Origin of the sequence: Alkalicoccus urumqiensis, from assembly GCF_002993335.1 — a bacterium.
GTDB classification, from domain to species: domain Bacteria; phylum Bacillota; class Bacilli; order Bacillales; family Salisediminibacteriaceae; genus Alkalicoccus; species Alkalicoccus urumqiensis.
The window spans coordinates 33784-49479 of sequence record NZ_PVNS01000017.1 but is presented as its reverse complement, the minus strand read 5'-3'; the positions used below and the strand labels follow the sequence as shown (position 1 = coordinate 49479).

The window sequence follows — 15696 nt, the reverse complement described above, 5'->3', positions numbered from 1 at the left end:
CAGACGGAATCTGGCTTAGATTCCAAATTGAAATTGAACAGAGAATGTGTCATTCTCTTTCCTTCACTTTTGTCTTTTGTTTAGTTTTCAAAGGGCTTTTCGTTTCCGCCGCTCAATTTGGCGACTTAATTAATATACCATTTGAGCTTTTCTGAGTCAACAACTTTTTTGTTGTTTTTTTCAGAAGCGCTCTGCCGCTCTGCTTTCCGCGGCGACAGATAATAATATAGCACGTTCTGTTTTGCTTTGACAAGGATTTTCTAAAATCAAATTTATTTTTTTCGTTTCTTTTTTTCTTGTTCTATATGTAGTGTCCCGCCACTGTTTTTCCTTCTATATTTCGGTCCCGTTATTTTTTCCTTATCTGCCGCTTTTCTATTTTCTTTAAAGACATTGAACGGGCGGCTCGAGTAAGAAGATTCTGCTGCTGTGCACTTTTTCTTTAAATAGAAATGCAGGTGCGGACTTTCTTTCCTTCTATATAAATTTGCGTCCGTATGAAACCCCGCTCCACCTGCGAACAAACGCTCCGCCTCATCTGACTGCAGAACGCCGTGTGCACCTCTGCTTCGTTTTATACTGACGGAAGGGTTCCCAATCGAATGGTCTACTTTCTTACCTCCAATATAAAAGACTGCCCGCAGTGAATGTTCACTACAGGCAGTCTTTCGCTGTTTCTATTCTACTGCTTACTCTTCTTCTCCAGATTTTTCACGCATCTGCGGGAAGAGGAGAACGTCCCGGATCGAGTGGGAGTCTGTCAGCAGCATGACAAGACGGTCGATACCGATGCCGAGTCCTCCTGTCGGCGGCATGCCGTATTCGAGCGACTCGAGAAAGTCTTCATCCATGCGGTGGGCTTCGTCGTCCCCCTGCTCTCGTTCCAGCAGCTGCGCTTCGAACCGCTGACGCTGATCGACCGGATCGTTCAGCTCGGTGAAGGCATTGGCATGCTCCCGTCCCACGATGAACAGCTCAAAGCGGTCGGTAAACCGCGGATCCTCGGCATTTTTCTTTGCCAGTGGGGAAATATCAAGCGGGTGGCCGTACACAAACGTCGGCTGTACCAGCTTCTCTTCTACAAACGTTTCAAAGAATTCATTTACGACATGGCCGAACTTCATCGTATCTTTGACCGGAACCTTGTGCTCTTCTGCCAGCGCGCGGGCTTCCTCATCACTCATCTGCTGCCAGAAATCAACACCTGTATGCTCCTTGACGGCGTCAACAATATGAACTCTCTTCCATTGTGGCTCCAGGTCAATCTCGACCCCATCGTATTCCACCTTCGTCCCGCCGAGCACTTCACGCGCAATATGCGCGACTAATTCCTCGGTAAGTGCCATGATATCTTCGTAATCCGCATACGCTTCATACAGTTCAATCATCGTAAATTCCGGGTTGTGGCGTGTAGAAATTCCTTCATTCCGGAATACCCGGCCGATTTCGTATACTTTCTCCATGCCGCCGACAATGAGCCGCTTCAGATGCAGTTCGATGGCGATCCGCATATAAAGGGTCATATCAAGCGCATTGTGATGGGTCATAAACGGACGTGCCGAAGCACCGCCCGGAATAGAGTGCATCGTCGGCGTTTCGACTTCCAGAAAGCCCTGGTTATCCAGGTAGCGGCGCATGGACTGAAGAATACGGCTGCGGAGAACGAATGTATCGCGCACTTCCGGATTGACGATCAGATCCAGGTAGCGCTGGCGGTAGCGCTGCTCTACATCTTTTAACCCGTGATACTTGTCCGGAAGCGGACGGAGGGACTTCGATAAAAACACGAGATCCTGTGCTTTTACGGAAAGCTCTCCTACTTTTGTTTTAAAGATCGTGCCCCGGATGCCGAGCATGTCACCGATATCCGCTTTCGTGAACAGGTCGTACTGCTCTTCGCCCACCTGATCTTTACGGACGTACAGCTGGATCTGTCCGCTGAGGTCCTGAAGGTGTGCGAATCCGGCTTTTCCTTTTCCGCGCTTTGTCATCATTCTACCGGCAATCGTAACCGTTTCTTCTTTTTCTTCAAGCTCTTCTTTGGAGAATACGTCGTAGGCTTCATGGATCGTCTTTGCATCATGGGTCCGTTCAAATTTTCCACCGAACGGATCGATCCCCAGATCCAGCATATTCTCCAGCTTTTCCCGGCGTACCTGCATTTGATCCGACGCTTCAGTTTCGTGGCTCACAATATCCTCTCCTCTGCATGTTGCAGGGGTGTCTCCGGCGCTCCCGGACACACCCTCTGCCTAACTTCTGTTATAGGACCGGAACACGCTCCGGCTCCCGCTTACTCGTTCTCTATATCATCCTGCGGGCTTCGTTTTGTGATATCACCTGCATCGGGCAGCGTCTCTTTCCACTCCGCTGCCGTCTTCCCGTCCCGCACAACTATGTCCGGCGCAATTTCTGCGAGCGGAACGATTACGAACGCACGTTCGTGCATGCGTGGATGGGGAACGATGAGCGATTCCAACTTTATATTTTCTTCTCCAAAGAGCAAAATGTCAAGGTCCAGTGTGCGCGGGCCCCACCGCTTTTCACGGATCCTGCCGAGCTCCTGCTCCACTTCCTGCAGAAAGGAGAGAAGATCGAGCGGCTGAAGGGATGTCGAAATTTCGCAGCAGGCATTGGTGAAGTCCGGCTGGTCCAAGACGCCGACCGGGGCCGTCTGATAAAAAGAAGACACGCGGACAACATCGATGTCCGCGTGTTTATCGAGCAGTTCCAGGGCTTCCTCCAGCTGTGTCACTGGATCACCGATATTCGCCCCGAGACCGATAAATGCACGGACGGTCACTGCTTTTCAAATCCCCGTTCGCGCCGTATTTCGACCGCGACGCCATCGTAATGACCCGGAATCGGCGGATCCGGCTTCGTCACCTTGATCGTCACGGCTTTTACCAGCTCAAAACGTTCCAGAATTAGTACAGCCGTCCGGTGGGTTAACGTCTCCACCAGCTTTACCGGCTCTCCTTCCAGCACTTCTTTGGCGGTTTCATACACCTGGGCGTAATTAACGGTATCGTCCAGATCATCCGAGCGGCCCGGTGTTTCGGAGTCCATTTCCATAATGACATCACAGTAAAACCGCTGGCCCAGTTCGTTTTCTTCTTTAAATGCACCATGGTAGCCGTAGAACTTCATTCCCTGCACAAAAACTTTATCCATGTTTGACGCCTCCTGTAATCGATGAACCCTTTCCAAGCATGGCATCCATCATTTTCGTCATGCGGCTCATTTCCAGTACATCGTGGACACGCACGACCGCGCATCCTTCATCAATACCTCTGCAGACGGTGGCTCCCGTCCCTTCGACACGATCGTCCACCGGAAGGTCCAGCGTTTTTGCGATGAGCGATTTGCGCGAGGTGCCGAGAAGAACCGGGTAGCCCATGTCCGTAAATTCACGCAGGTTGCGCATCACGAGAAGATTCTCTTCATACGTCTTCGCGAAACCGACCCCCGGATCCACAAAGATGAGATCTTCCCGTACACCGGCACGCAGGCAGCGCTCAATGGATTCATACAGATCCGCCTTCATATCTTCGATCAGATCGAGATACTGCGCTTCTTTCCGGTTATGCATAATGACAATCGGCACCTCAGCAGCCGCGGCGGTCTGTGCCATACGGGGATCCGCTTTCGTCCCCCACACATCGTTAATAATATCCGCTCCGTTTGCCACAGCCTCTTCTGCCACCGATGCTTTATACGTATCGATGGAAATCGGCACGTCCACGGCTCCCCGGACTTCCCGGAGCGCCGGAATCAGCCGGCTCAGCTCTTCCTGTTCACCGATCGGTGTGGAGCCGGGGCGGGTGGACTCGGCGCCCATATCGATCAGGTCCGCTCCTTCCAGCACCATCTGCTGTGCCCGGGAGGCAACCATCGAATGATCGGAAAACTTCCCTCCATCAGAGAACGAGTCCGGCGTTACATTTAATATTCCCATAACATACGTCTTCTCTGAAAAATGAAGCGTATGGTTTTTCCACGTCATTTTTTCCTGCTGTCTCATGATGATATCACCCGTATCGTTCGATTTACGCCTTCGCGGTAGAGCGCACGCAGTACCTGTGCTGCTTTTCCGTCTTTCCCTGGAAAACGACGGCCGTTCCAGGAAGAGACCGGAACGATTTCCTGAATGGAGTTTGTAAGAAGCACTTCTTCTGCATGCAGCGCGGAGGCTTCGGAAAACCTTCCGGTAAACACACGGAGACCCGCTTCTCTGGCCAGCGATGCTGTATAGTGGGCGGTTACACCCGGAAGACAGCCGCAGGAATTATCCGGAAGATAAAGAGCCCCGTCTTTATACAGCAGCACATTGGATGTGATGCTTTCGCTGACAGCACCCGCTGCATCGAGAAAAATGCCTTCATCTGTACCGTGCTCTTTCAGTTCCCGTTTTGCCAGGATGTTATTCCCGTAGTGGTGGGATTTCCGCCGGACGGTCCCTTCCGGCGTACTTCTTCTCAGGCGGAGCGTGGCCGCCGTTTTTTCCGGTTTCATCTTTTCCGGGAGCGGCTTCACATAAAGGAGAAGAAGCGGCTCCGTATACATTCCTTCCGGCAGGCCGACGCCTTCATCGCCGCCGGAGAGGTTCAGGCGGAAATAACCGTCGGAAAGTCCGTTTACTTCCAGGAGCCGGGAAATGTTTTCGCGGATCCCGGCCATACGGCTTTCCGGAAATTCGATGCCGAACTCCTCTGCTCCCTCTCTCATCCGATCCAGATGATCCTCCAGCAGAAACGGACGGCCGTTATAGGTTCGGAACGTTTCAAATACGCCGGCACCGTATAAAAAGCCATGTTCGTACGGGGAAAGGAATGCTTCCCGGCTATGCCGGATTTCATCATTTACGAGAAGGTACATACGTGATCCTTATACGTATGAAGGAAATTCCGTAAAATCTGGCGGCCGGTGTCCGTCATAATGGATTCCGGATGGAACTGCACGCCTTCGACGGCAAGCTCCCGGTGCCTGAGGCCCATGATCTCTCCTTCTTTTGTTTCAGCTGTAATCACGAGCGATTCCGGCAGGGTCTCTCTTTTTACAATAAGGGAATGATAGCGCGTGGCCGTAAACGGATCCGGCAGCCCCTGAAATACGGTTTCGCCGTTATGGTACACGTCGGATGTTTTGCCGTGCATCAGCCGCTCCGCGCGAACAACATCGCCGCCGAATACCTGGGCGATGGACTGATGGCCGAGGCAGACGCCGAAAATCGGAATTTTGCCGGCGAAAGCACGGATGACATCCATGGAAATACCGGCTTCATCCGGTGAACACGGCCCCGGGGAAATCATCAAATAGTCCGGGCTCATTTTTTCAATCTCTTCGATCGTGATCTGATCATTTCTGCGGACTTCCAGTTCTTCGCCCATCTCTCCAAGGTACTGGACGAGATTGTACGTAAACGAATCATAGTTATCGATCATTAATATCATGTAGATATCCTCCTCTGCTCTTCCTGCTCTTCTTCACTCATCTCTTTGGCACGCCACAGTGCTTTGGCTTTTTTCAGCGATTCCTGGAATTCTGCCTCCGGAAGCGAATCAATAACGATACCCGCGCCGGCCTGTACGTGCAGTTCGCCGGCTTCAGCGATCATGGTGCGGATCGTGATATTGACTTCCATATCCCCGTCGAGGCCGATCCATCCCATGGCACCGGTGTAAGCACCGCGGCGGACCGGCTCCAGCTCTTCGATAATTTCCATCGTCCGGATCTTCGGAGCCCCGGTGATGGTTCCCCCCGGAAAGGCTGCGGCGAGTACATCGACCGCGTCATGCTCCGGTGCCTTTTCTCCGCGGACGTTGGAGACAATATGCTGCACGTGCGAATACTTTTCAATCACCATTAATTCATTTACTTCCACCGAGCCGTAGCGGCACACCCGTCCAAGGTCATTCCGCTCCAGGTCGACAAGCATGATGTGCTCCGCTCTCTCTTTTTCATTTTCCAAAAGCGTCGCGGCAAGCGCTGCATCCTCCGCTTCATCTTTTCCGCGGGAGCGGGTGCCGGCAATCGGCCTTGTGGAAACAACGCTTCCCTTCACTTTTACGAGAAGCTCCGGCGACGCGCCGATGTACGTGCGTTCCGGGGTGTGAAAATAGCTCATGTACGGAGACGGGTTCAGCCGTCTCAGGCACGAATAGATGTGCTCGGCGCTGGTCGTCTGCGGCCGCGTCTCCCGCACGGACAAGTTCACCTGGAACACGTCGCCCGCTGCGATGTATTCCTGTATTTTTTCTACGGCCCGGATAAACATTTTCTCTGAGAAGGAACGTGTGACCATTTCCGGGTCCTCCAGAATACGCACTTCCGGGAACGGCGGGGCTCCGGCATGTTCCGCCTGCTGCCACGCTTCTCTCATGCGGTCGAGCCGTGTGCCGGCACGGGAGGCCTCCGTTTCCAGGACGATGTGAAAACGCCGCTTTTCCTGCGTATCCAGCACGTACAGTTCATCGAATGCCGCCAGATCAATATCTGCTGTCAGCAGATCGTCTTCCGCCTTTTCCGGCAGCGATTCGATTTCACGTATCAGGTCATAGCTGAACTGACCGGCAAGGCCGCCCTGAAAGTCAGGCAGATTCGGATCCCGTACCGCCGGATGGGCGCTCAGCCAGTTCCGGAGGGATTCCAGAAGCGGCCCGTCCTTCGTATAAACCGTGCCGTTCTCCTCGATGGTCAGCCGGCGGTTTTTTCCGTACAGCCTGGCCCACGGGCGCACGCCGATAAAAATCCAGCGGCCGCCTCTGCCGCTTTCCATCAGGACATGCTGCGGTTCGTTTTCTGTCAGGCGGCGGTACGTATCGTACCAGTCGCGCTGTGGATATGAAAATGTCTCTGCAAAGGGGAATCGCTGGTCTGCCACGGGGCATCCTCCTGTCCACGTTGTATCTTTCCCCATTATAAGGGTGCACCTGTATCGGTGCAATCTTCACCACCTGATGGGAAAAACAGGATCAGACAAGCATTTGTTTTATTCTCCGGCAGAACGGCAGCAGCATATACAGAAAAGCAGCCGGAAGCAATGTGCCCCGGCTGCAAGCTTTTTTATTCGTTTTCTTCGAACTGGTAAAGTGGTGTACTCAGGTAGCGCTCCCCGTTACTTGGGATCACCGCGATCACTTTTTTGCCGCTTCCGAGACGCTTCGCAAGTTCCAGCGCTGCATAAATAGCGGACCCGGAGGACACGCCGCCGAGAATCCCTTCTTCGCGCGCAGCGCGGCGGGCATACTCGTAGGACTTGTCTGTAGATACCTGCATGACTTCGTCGTAAATGTCCGTATTCAGAATGTCCGGAACAAAGCCGGCACCGATGCCCTGAATTTTATGCGGACCGGGGCCTCCGCCGGACAGTACTGGAGAATCCTCCGGTTCGAGCGCTACGATGTGAAGCTCCGGGAACTTTTCTTTCAGTACTTCACCGGCACCCGTAATGGTTCCGCCTGTGCCGATACCGGAAACGAAACCGTCCAGCTGATCACCGGCCTGCTCCACGAGCTCTTTTCCGGTCGTTTCGCGGTGGATTTTCGGGTTTGCCGGATTTTCAAACTGCTGCGGCATAAAGTATCCGTGCTCTTTCTGCAGTTCTTCCGCCTTGGCAATAGCACCTTTCATTCCCTTCGGTCCGGGTGTAAGAACGAGGTCGGCACCGTAGGCGCGGAGAAGATTGCGGCGCTCCATGCTCATCGTATCCGGCATGACGAGAATACTCTTGTAGCCTTTCGCCGCTGCCACCATGGCAAGACCGATGCCGGTATTTCCGCTCGTCGGCTCCAGAATGGTATCGCCGGGCTTTAAATGACCCTGCTCTTCGGCAGATTCAATCATGGAAAGGGCGATACGGTCCTTTACACTGCTTCCCGGATTGGAATATTCCAGCTTCAGGTAGACATCCGCTGCATCTTCAGGTACCATCCGCTGCAGCTTAACCAGCGGTGTTTCACCGATAAGTTCTGTCACTGAGTTCACTACTTTTACCATGTTCGAGCGCCTCCTTGATTAATCCCTAGTATTTTAATAAGATTAATTGACTATATGCTCTACCATAGCAGAGAATTCTGGGAATTGCAACTTCTGACTTTTCAGGCAGCGCCCCTCTTTATCTGGAGGCAGACTGCTTTTCGGAAAGAATATTTTCGAGCTCCTCTTTCGAGATCCAGTACTGCTCCCGGCAGAAGTGACACGTCGTTTCCGCGCCGCCGTCCTCGTGGATCATGGCGGACAGCTCTTCATCATCCAGACTGTACAGCGCTGTTACGATTCGTTCCTTTGAACACTGGCACTCAAACCACGTATCTTTCGTTTCCAGAATGCGGTAGTTGCCGCTTCCGGCAAGCTGCTCCACAATCTGTTCCGGCGTGTCGCCGCGGCGGATCATCGACGATACCGGTGGCAGTGCCTGCAGTCGGCTCTCCACTTCATCCAGTATTTCATCATCCGCGCCCGGCATAATCTGGAGAATGAACCCGCCGGCTCCTTCGACGATATCCTCTTTTCCGATCACGACACCTAATCCGACCGATGACGGTGTCTGTTCCGACGTGGCGAAATAATACGTGAAGTCTTCGCCGAGCTCTCCGGACACAAGCGGCACGTTACCGGTAAAGTGATCACGCATGCCAAGATCCTTCACGACAGAAAGCGAACCTTCCGTACCGACCGCTGCAGCGACATTCAGCTTACCGCTGTCGTAGCGCTCCGGATCGACGTGACTGTTCGTGACGTAGCCGCGGGCCGACCCCTGCGCCTGGGCATCAACAATAATCGGGCTCGCCGGTCCGTTTCCTTCAATTTTGACCGTCAGTTTCTCGTCGCCTTTCAGCATGCAGCCCATCATCGTTCCGGCAGTGAGCGCACGCCCGAGAGCGGCCGTAACTGTTCTCCACGTATCGTGGCGTCGGGCGGCTTCCTTTACCATATCAGTCGACCGGATCGCATAAATCCGGATTTTGTCATCGTAGGCAAGTGCTTTTACAAGATAGTCTTTCATGCGTATTCCTCCTCTATAGTAAGACGGTTTTCACCCATCTGCTTCCTTATTATCGTAAATCAGCGACAGTCCTTCAAGTGTCAGGTGCGGACGGACATAATCAATCAGGCGGCTTTCCCGGGCGACTGCTTCTGCATTCATTCCGGTCAGTACAACCGGCGCTTCGGTCCCGGCCTCCCGGCGGATACGGTGGATCATCCCCTCCACCTGGGCGAGCAGACCGAAGTGGGCTCCGGACTGCAGTGCCTCCACCGTACTTCTTCCAATCACACGGCGGGGCCGCACCAGTTCCACCTGCGGCAGACGGGACGCTTTTTCCGCGAGTGTTTCCATCGCTTCCTCCATGCCGGGAAGAATTGCCCCTCCGCTGTACTGCCCCAGCTCATTAATGTAGCAGAACGTCACGGCCGTGCCGATATCACAGACAATGACCGGGTACCCGTATAGTTTTTTGGCCGCGCATGCATTTGTAATCCGGTCCGCCCCTGCATCCCGGGGGTTATCATACAAAATCTGCAGCCCCGTTTTCACGCCGGGCCCGACGAAAGCGGCGCTCAGCTGCAGATGATCCTCCAGCACTTCCGCAAACAACGTTTCTGCTCCCGATACCACCGAGCAGGCCATCGCTCCGGTCAGATCGGATACAGAAATGCCGCCCCGTTCCAGCATTTGTTCAAAGAGAAGCGCATATTCGTCACCCGGCCGGTGCCGGTCCATCTTTAAAGAAAATTCATATAGCAGCTCTTCCGCTTCATATACCCCGGCATGGATCGTTTTATTACCAATATCAAGGACAAGTTTCACGCTGTCCACCTCCTCTATTCACGGATAAAAAATTGGAGAAAGCTGCTGGAAGCAGCACAGACTGTAAACAAACTCCGTTTTCATGCATCGTTATAACGAATTGGTAGTAGAGCACTTCTGCGCACAGGCTGAAACCTGCCCTTCAGCCGTAGTGTAGGAACGGGCTCTGAAAGGCGAAAAAAGAGGGGTGCTTCCGGAAAATATCCGGGAAGCCCCCTCTCTGACTGCCTTAGTCGCGCTTTTGATCATCGTCTTTCTCATCGGTATCTTCTGCGGCGCGGCGGTCCTCTTCCGGAGAAGGTGTTTCTTCGCCTTCCGGTGCAGGTGCATCCGCATCATCCGCCGGTGCTTCGACCGATTCATACGCGTCGTTCTCTCTTGACGCATAGTGGTCGTCCGGCAGTCTGCCTTCATTGACGAGGGACTCGATCTGCTTCGCGTCGAGTGTTTCGTATTCCAGAAGGGTCTCTGCCACAAGCTCCAGGCTGGACTTGTTTTCCGTCAGAATTTCTTTACAGCGTGCATAGGCATTTTTCAGAATCGACTGGACTTCCAGATCGATTTCATGCGCGATCGCATCACTGTAGTTCTGTTCATTGTTAATATCGCGGCCGAGGAAGACTTCTCCCTGCGAGCTGCCGAACTGAACCGGGCCGAGCTTGTCGCTCATGCCGTACTCCATGACCATCTTCCGGGCAATGCCTGTGGCGCGCTGGAAGTCATTGTGGGCACCGGTGCTCACTTCGTTGAACATGATTTCCTCTGCCACACGTCCGCCGAGAAGGCCGATAATCTTATCGATCAGCTCCGGCTTTGTCATAAAGTAGCGGTCTTCTTTCGGAAGCATCATCGCATAGCCGCCGGCCTGTCCACGCGGAACAATCGTTACCTTGTGAACGATATCGGCATTTTCAAGCTTCACACCGACGACCGTATGTCCGGCTTCGTGGTGGGCGACAATGTTGCGTTCCTTCTTGGAGATCACACGGCTCTTCTTGGAAGGACCGGCGATCGTCCGGTCGATCGCTTCATCGATCGAAACCATATCGATCTTTTTCTTATCCGCACGGGCTGCGACGAGCGCTGCTTCGTTCAGCAGGTTCTCCAGGTCCGCCCCGGCAAAACCAGGTGTGCGCTGAGCGATGGCTTTCAAGTCGACATCGTCTGCAAGCGGCTTGTTTTTAGCGTGGACATGAAGCACCTGCTCGCGTCCTTTTACATCCGGACGGCCGACCGTGATCTGACGGTCAAAACGTCCCGGACGAAGAAGGGCAGGGTCCAGAATATCCGCACGGTTGGTTGCCGCGATCAGAATGATTCCCTCGTTGACACCAAAACCGTCCATCTCTACGAGAAGCTGGTTCAGTGTCTGCTCCCGCTCATCGTGTCCGCCGCCGAGTCCGGCGCCGCGGCGTCGTCCTACTGCGTCGATCTCATCAATAAAGATGATACACGGCGAGTTTTTCTTCGCATTTTCAAACAAGTCACGTACACGGGACGCACCGACACCGACGAACATCTCCACGAAGTCGGAACCACTGATGGAGAAGAACGGAACACCGGCTTCCCCTGCTACGGCACGGGCAATCAATGTTTTACCGGTACCCGGAGGGCCGACGAGCAGCACCCCTTTTGGAATACGTGCGCCGATTTCCGCGAACTTGCGCGGATCCTTCAGAAAGTCGACGACTTCTTCCAGTTCCTGCTTTTCTTCATCTGCACCGGCTACATCTTTAAACCGGGCTTTCTTCTTATCTTCACTCACGAGCTTCGCCTTGCTCTTACCGAAGTTCATGACACGGCTTCCGCCGCCCTGCGACTGGCTGAGAAGGAAGAAGAAGAGAATGAAGATAATAACGAATGGAATGATCGCGGTCAGGAAGTTGACCCATCCACTCGGCTCTTCGGCTTCTTCGACGACCAGTTCACTGATCCCCTCTTCACCTGCGCTGTTTACAATCTCCTCCAGGAATACCTGAAGATCCGGTACGTTGACCGTGAAATATTCATCTTCCGCTGCACCTTCGAGCTGTCCGCGTGCAGTATAGACATCCAGCGTCGGCTGGATGGTCAGTGATTCAATGTTTTCATTCTCCAGCTCCTGCTGGAATTCATTAAACGTCATCTCTTCTGTCTCATCGGTGTCCTGCTGAAAAATGCTGACTATCCCGATAATAACAAGGAAGATCATGACGTAGAATATCGTATTACGAAATATACGGTTCATCCTGGACCTCCTCCCACGTCAAATACACTTCACACATCGTACCACACTATGAAAACGTCCTACAACGAATTTACTTCTGGTATACTTCCGGCTTCAGTACTCCGATATAAGGGAGGTTTCTGTAGCGTTCAATATAGTCCAGACCGTAGCCGACAACAAACTTATCAGGCACTACAAAACCGGCGGTATCCGGATAGATATCCACCTGGCGTCCGTCCGGCTTATCCAGAAGCGTGACAATCTTTACGGAATTCGCCTTCCGGTATTTAAACAGATCCGTTAAGTATTTGAGCGTGTTGCCGCTGTCGATAATATCCTCGACAATAATAACATCTCTTCCCTCAATGGACGTGTTGAGGTCCTTGACGATCTTTACTTCCCCTGACGTTACCAGTTCACTGCCGTAGCTTGATACATCCATTACATCGTATTCCAGGTGGCCGTCGATCTTCTGCATCAGATCTCCCATAAACGGAAGAGATCCTTTCAGAATACCAATAACCAGCGGAAAACTTCCTTCATACTCTTTCGTGAGCTGCGTTCCAAGTTCCGCGATTTTGTCCTGAATTTCCTGTTCCGAAATCAAAACTTCCAGAATGTCCTCATGCATAGTTGACTGATTCCTCCTAAAAATTAGATCCTCTTGTATACGAAAGATAGAGCGGTGTTGTTTCCGTGTTTTCCACAGAATATGGAAGCGCCCTCTCCAAAAAAGGTATCTCTAATATTGTACCATGACTGTCCGTCACTATGGGCCATTCCTGCCTCACTTTTCGGGGAATTTTGTGATCAATGAAGATCTTTTTAATTTTCCTTGTCCCCGATAAAGTCACGATACGGTCCCCGGGACGGCGGCTGCGGACATAGAGGGGCAGAGAGGAATGAGGAACTTCCCAGAAGCTGCTCTGTTCACCGCAGGCGGACATCCCGGCTGTTACGGTGCCAAACGGCAGCTCCACGGTCTCCTCCGGATCAAGCGGAAGACAAAATGGATCGGCTTCTCCTTCCTCTTTCCCTATATAAACGTCGGAATAACGACTTTCTGCCGTCCAGTTTCCCGGAAGCGTCACGGAACCGGTTGTTGAACCGCTCCCGAACAGCCGAAGAACCGCTTCCAGATGCTCACGCCCCCAGGAAATGTCCGGGTCAAGGCGGGACAGCAGCAGGTGAAGGCAGCGGAACCTCAGCGCTGCCGGAATCTGCTCCCATTCTTCACAGGAGATAAGTACACCGCCTCCGCTCTGACGGACCTCCGGCAGCAATGCCGCTGCCTCTTTCTGAAGATACGCTTCCTCCTCCTGTGCACGCTCCGCCATCCACACTGCATTCTGCGAAAACGACGGGTTTTCTTCACGGACAGCCGGAAGAATCCGCTGTCTCAGACGGTTCCGCTGATACATACTGCTGTCATTGGACGCATCCCGGGAAAAGGAAATGCTGTTTTCCCGGGCATAGGTATAGATCTCTCCCTTCGTCCAGAACAGCAGCGGACGGATCAGCGTACCGCCGGGGACCGGCCGTTTCTCCGACATTCCCGCCGGTCGGAAAAGCACACCCCGGATCAGCTGCATAAGCATCGTCTCTGCCTGATCGTCGGCGTGGTGGGCCGTTGCAAGAAGCGGGAGACGGCGTTCTTTCATGACTTCGTAACAGGCTGCGTACCTTTTCCGGCGGTAATCGGCCTGATTTTTTCCCGGAGAAATATGTTTCACGTGAAACAGGCAGCCGGCATTCTCTGCCGTCTGCCGGATCTGTTCGATCTCCGCTTCTGCTTCCTTTCGGAGATGATGGTGGACGTACACGGCTTCGATGTGTCTGCCGCTGTTCAGCAGAAGATCCAAAAGCACCATGCTGTCCGGCCCGCCGGATACCGCTGCGAGAACCGGTTCACTGCCCGCGGGAAGCTGCAGCGGTTTATTCTTTGCCTGTTTCATAGCGGTTTCCTATTCCTTTCCGGAAGGAGAAGACAGACAGTGCAAGAACGAGACCGGCGGCAATCGCTCCTGCCTGGAGCATCGTCTGCACGCCGTATTCGAGCCCCTCAAGGTAATCCCCCTCGACAAACGAGAGCATGGTGAAATAGGCGAGACTTCCCGGCACCAGCGGCAGAATACCCGGGATGGAAAGTGCTGTAACAGGAATCTGAATCCGCCTTGCCTGAATATGGGCGATGACGGCGGCAGTGAGCGAGGCAAGCACCGTCGATACGACGTTTGTCAGGCCCGCCATCAGCCCTACCTGCAGAACGAACCACGTCCACACCCCGATGAGCGCTCCGATTACGAGCGCGCGTCTCGGCACACTAAGGATAATCCCGAAGCCGAGTATGGCGGCAAACGTAACCACCAGCTGCGTAAGAAGTACCACTGTCTTCCCCCCTTTCTTTTTTGAGCTTTATAAAAATATCGATACGGCAAGCGCCACGCCGCTCGCAATCGAAAGCGACGTTAACAGTGCCTCCACCCCGCGGCTGATGCCGGCGAGAAGATCACCGGAGAGGAGATCGCGCACGGCATTGGTAAGCGGGACGCCTGGAACGAGCGGCATGAGTGAGCCGATAATGACCTGATCCATGCTGCTGCCGAGACCGAGCGCTACAAAGGCGATCGCCGACGTGCTTCCGGCAAATGCGGCCGCAAGCTCCGAGGCGAAACGGACCTTCAAGTAACCTTCGATCTGCACGAGCGTCACGCTCGCAATAACCGCAGCAAAAAAAGCGGGGATTAAATCGAAGAGACCGCCGCCGAATAAGTACGAAAAGCCGCCGCCTGCGACACCGGAGCCGATGTGGATCAGCCAGATCGGATACTGGATTTTCGCTTCGATAATCTCCTCGAGGCGGCGCTCGGCTTCCTGTACGGTTAAAAAGCCGCCTGTAAACTCGCGGGATACCTGGTTGACTTCGGTTACCTTATTTAAATCCTGCATCCGGTCGTCGACACGAACCATCTGCATCAGATCCCCCTTGCCCTTCTCTTCTTCAAAGGACAGGAAAATCCCCGTCGTTGTGGAAAAGCAGTGGACATTCGTAAATCCTGCTGCCTCTGCCATCCGCTCGATCGTTTCCTCCACACGATACGTTTCAGCACCGTAGGTCAGCATAATCTCGCCGGCCAGAAGACAGACGTCCATCACTTTGTCCGCTTTCGCTCCAAGGGCGGTTTCTTTTGTCCATTCCGGGGTCATCCTCGGTCCCCTCCCTTCCTGTTCAGACTTCAGACACACAGAAAGGATGTCTGCCGGCCATTCGGCGGGACATCCTTTCTGTTATTCCTTTGTCTGCACCGCATCCGGCTGGTACAGCCGGAGTCTGTTCTCCTGCTCTTCCAGACGGACAGTGAGTGCTTCAAGTTTTTCTTCCGCGCGGGCGGCGGTTTCATAGGCGTGCGACTCGACTTCTTCCGGCGTCCGTTCCGGTGGTGCGGGGGAAGCCTGCCGCATGGAAAGACTGATGCGCTCCCCGTCATCCGAGAGAACACGCACCCGGACGGTATCTCCTTTGGAAGCCGCCTGTCTGACACTGCGGACAAATCCTTCCGCCGCTTCACTGATATGAACCAGTCCGTCCCTGCCGTCCGGAAGTTCGACAAAAAGTCCGAACTTTGCTGTGCCTGTCACCGTACCTGTGTAGGTGCGGCCTGTTTTGATCGTCATATCC

General features: G+C 53.5%; 16 protein-coding genes. All 16 read right to left on the bottom strand.

All coding sequences use genetic code 11. The annotated features are described in order from the left end of the window. Positions 1-689: 689 nt before the first annotated feature. Complete coding sequence (gene lysS, locus C6I21_RS15045) at positions 690-2192, bottom strand: lysine--tRNA ligase (protein ID WP_105960307.1); 1503 nt, start codon at positions 2190-2192, stop codon at positions 690-692. Positions 2193-2293: 101 nt separating this feature from the next. Further along, positions 2294-2803 carry a 2-amino-4-hydroxy-6-hydroxymethyldihydropteridine diphosphokinase gene (folK, locus tag C6I21_RS15040; protein WP_105960306.1) on the bottom strand — a complete coding sequence of 170 codons (510 nt, stop codon included), beginning with the start codon at positions 2801-2803 and terminating at the stop codon, positions 2294-2296. Beyond that, a complete protein-coding gene (gene folB / locus C6I21_RS15035; protein WP_105960305.1) occupies positions 2800-3174 on the bottom strand; it encodes a dihydroneopterin aldolase in 375 nt (124 codons plus the stop codon). Before folB ends, folK begins: the two co-directional genes overlap by 4 nt. Continuing rightward, positions 3167-4024 carry a dihydropteroate synthase gene (gene folP, locus C6I21_RS15030; RefSeq protein WP_105960304.1) on the bottom strand — a complete coding sequence of 286 codons (858 nt, stop codon included), beginning with the start codon at positions 4022-4024 and terminating at the stop codon, positions 3167-3169. The genes folB and folP overlap by 8 nt, the downstream gene beginning before the upstream one ends. Further along, positions 4021-4878, bottom strand: coding sequence for an aminotransferase class IV (locus C6I21_RS15025; RefSeq protein WP_105960303.1), 858 nt, complete (start codon positions 4876-4878; stop codon positions 4021-4023). The genes folP and C6I21_RS15025 overlap by 4 nt, the downstream gene beginning before the upstream one ends. Further along, a complete protein-coding gene (gene pabA / locus C6I21_RS15020; RefSeq protein WP_105960302.1) occupies positions 4863-5453 on the bottom strand; it encodes an aminodeoxychorismate/anthranilate synthase component II in 591 nt (196 codons plus the stop codon). Before pabA ends, C6I21_RS15025 begins: the two co-directional genes overlap by 16 nt. After that, positions 5450-6883 carry an anthranilate synthase component I family protein gene (locus C6I21_RS15015; RefSeq protein ID WP_245411665.1) on the bottom strand — a complete coding sequence of 478 codons (1434 nt, stop codon included), beginning with the start codon at positions 6881-6883 and terminating at the stop codon, positions 5450-5452. Before C6I21_RS15015 ends, pabA begins: the two co-directional genes overlap by 4 nt. Before the next feature lie 182 nt (positions 6884-7065). After that, positions 7066-7998, bottom strand: coding sequence for a cysteine synthase A (cysK, locus tag C6I21_RS15010; protein WP_105960300.1), 933 nt, complete (start codon positions 7996-7998; stop codon positions 7066-7068). A gap of 118 nt (positions 7999-8116) precedes the next feature. Further along, positions 8117-9007: an Hsp33 family molecular chaperone HslO gene (hslO, locus tag C6I21_RS15005; protein ID WP_105960299.1), complete on the bottom strand. Its 891-nt coding sequence runs from the start codon at positions 9005-9007 to the stop codon at positions 8117-8119. Positions 9008-9037: 30 nt separating this feature from the next. Beyond that, positions 9038-9811, bottom strand: coding sequence for a type III pantothenate kinase (locus C6I21_RS15000; RefSeq protein WP_181186276.1), 774 nt, complete (start codon positions 9809-9811; stop codon positions 9038-9040). A gap of 229 nt (positions 9812-10040) precedes the next feature. After that, positions 10041-12038, bottom strand: a complete 1998-nt coding sequence (gene ftsH, locus C6I21_RS14995) for an ATP-dependent zinc metalloprotease FtsH (protein ID WP_105960297.1) — start codon at positions 12036-12038, stop codon at positions 10041-10043. Positions 12039-12108: 70 nt separating this feature from the next. Next, positions 12109-12648, bottom strand: a complete 540-nt coding sequence (hpt, locus tag C6I21_RS14990) for a hypoxanthine phosphoribosyltransferase (RefSeq protein ID WP_105960296.1) — start codon at positions 12646-12648, stop codon at positions 12109-12111. A 16-nt stretch (positions 12649-12664) separates the two neighbouring features. Continuing rightward, positions 12665-13972, bottom strand: a complete 1308-nt coding sequence (gene tilS, locus C6I21_RS14985; protein WP_105960295.1) for a tRNA lysidine(34) synthetase TilS — start codon at positions 13970-13972, stop codon at positions 12665-12667. Beyond that, positions 13953-14405, bottom strand: a complete 453-nt coding sequence (locus C6I21_RS14980) for a threonine/serine exporter family protein (protein ID WP_105960294.1) — start codon at positions 14403-14405, stop codon at positions 13953-13955. The genes tilS and C6I21_RS14980 overlap by 20 nt, the downstream gene beginning before the upstream one ends. A gap of 27 nt (positions 14406-14432) precedes the next feature. Then, positions 14433-15224, bottom strand: coding sequence for a threonine/serine exporter family protein (locus C6I21_RS14975; RefSeq protein WP_105960293.1), 792 nt, complete (start codon positions 15222-15224; stop codon positions 14433-14435). Between the two features lie 81 nt (positions 15225-15305). Next, a complete protein-coding gene (locus C6I21_RS14970) occupies positions 15306-15692 on the bottom strand; it encodes a S1 RNA-binding domain-containing protein (protein ID WP_181186275.1) in 387 nt (128 codons plus the stop codon). Between the last annotated feature and the right edge of the window lie 4 nt (positions 15693-15696).

Bases quoted from the DNA above. Each gene is read 5' to 3' on its own strand.
- folB (WP_105960305.1), bottom strand. From the start codon at position 3,174: ATGGATAAAGTTTTTGTGCAGGGAATGAAGTTCTACGGCTACCATGGT.
- folP (WP_105960304.1), bottom strand. From the start codon at position 4,024: ATGAGACAGCAGGAAAAAATGACGTGGAAAAACCATACGCTTCATTTT.
- C6I21_RS15025 (WP_105960303.1), bottom strand. From the start codon at position 4,878: ATGTACCTTCTCGTAAATGATGAAATCCGGCATAGCCGGGAAGCATTC.
- pabA (WP_105960302.1), bottom strand. From the start codon at position 5,453: ATGATATTAATGATCGATAACTATGATTCGTTTACGTACAATCTCGTC.
- cysK (WP_105960300.1), bottom strand. From the start codon at position 7,998: ATGGTAAAAGTAGTGAACTCAGTGACAGAACTTATCGGTGAAACACCG.
- hslO (WP_105960299.1), bottom strand. From the start codon at position 9,007: ATGAAAGACTATCTTGTAAAAGCACTTGCCTACGATGACAAAATCCGG.
- ftsH (WP_105960297.1), bottom strand. From the start codon at position 12,038: ATGAACCGTATATTTCGTAATACGATATTCTACGTCATGATCTTCCTT.
- hpt (WP_105960296.1), bottom strand. From the start codon at position 12,648: ATGCATGAGGACATTCTGGAAGTTTTGATTTCGGAACAGGAAATTCAG.
- tilS (WP_105960295.1), bottom strand. From the start codon at position 13,972: ATGAAACAGGCAAAGAATAAACCGCTGCAGCTTCCCGCGGGCAGTGAA.
- C6I21_RS14975 (WP_105960293.1), bottom strand. From the start codon at position 15,224: ATGACCCCGGAATGGACAAAAGAAACCGCCCTTGGAGCGAAAGCGGAC.
- C6I21_RS14970 (WP_181186275.1), bottom strand. From the start codon at position 15,692: ATGACGATCAAAACAGGCCGCACCTACACAGGTACGGTGACAGGCACA.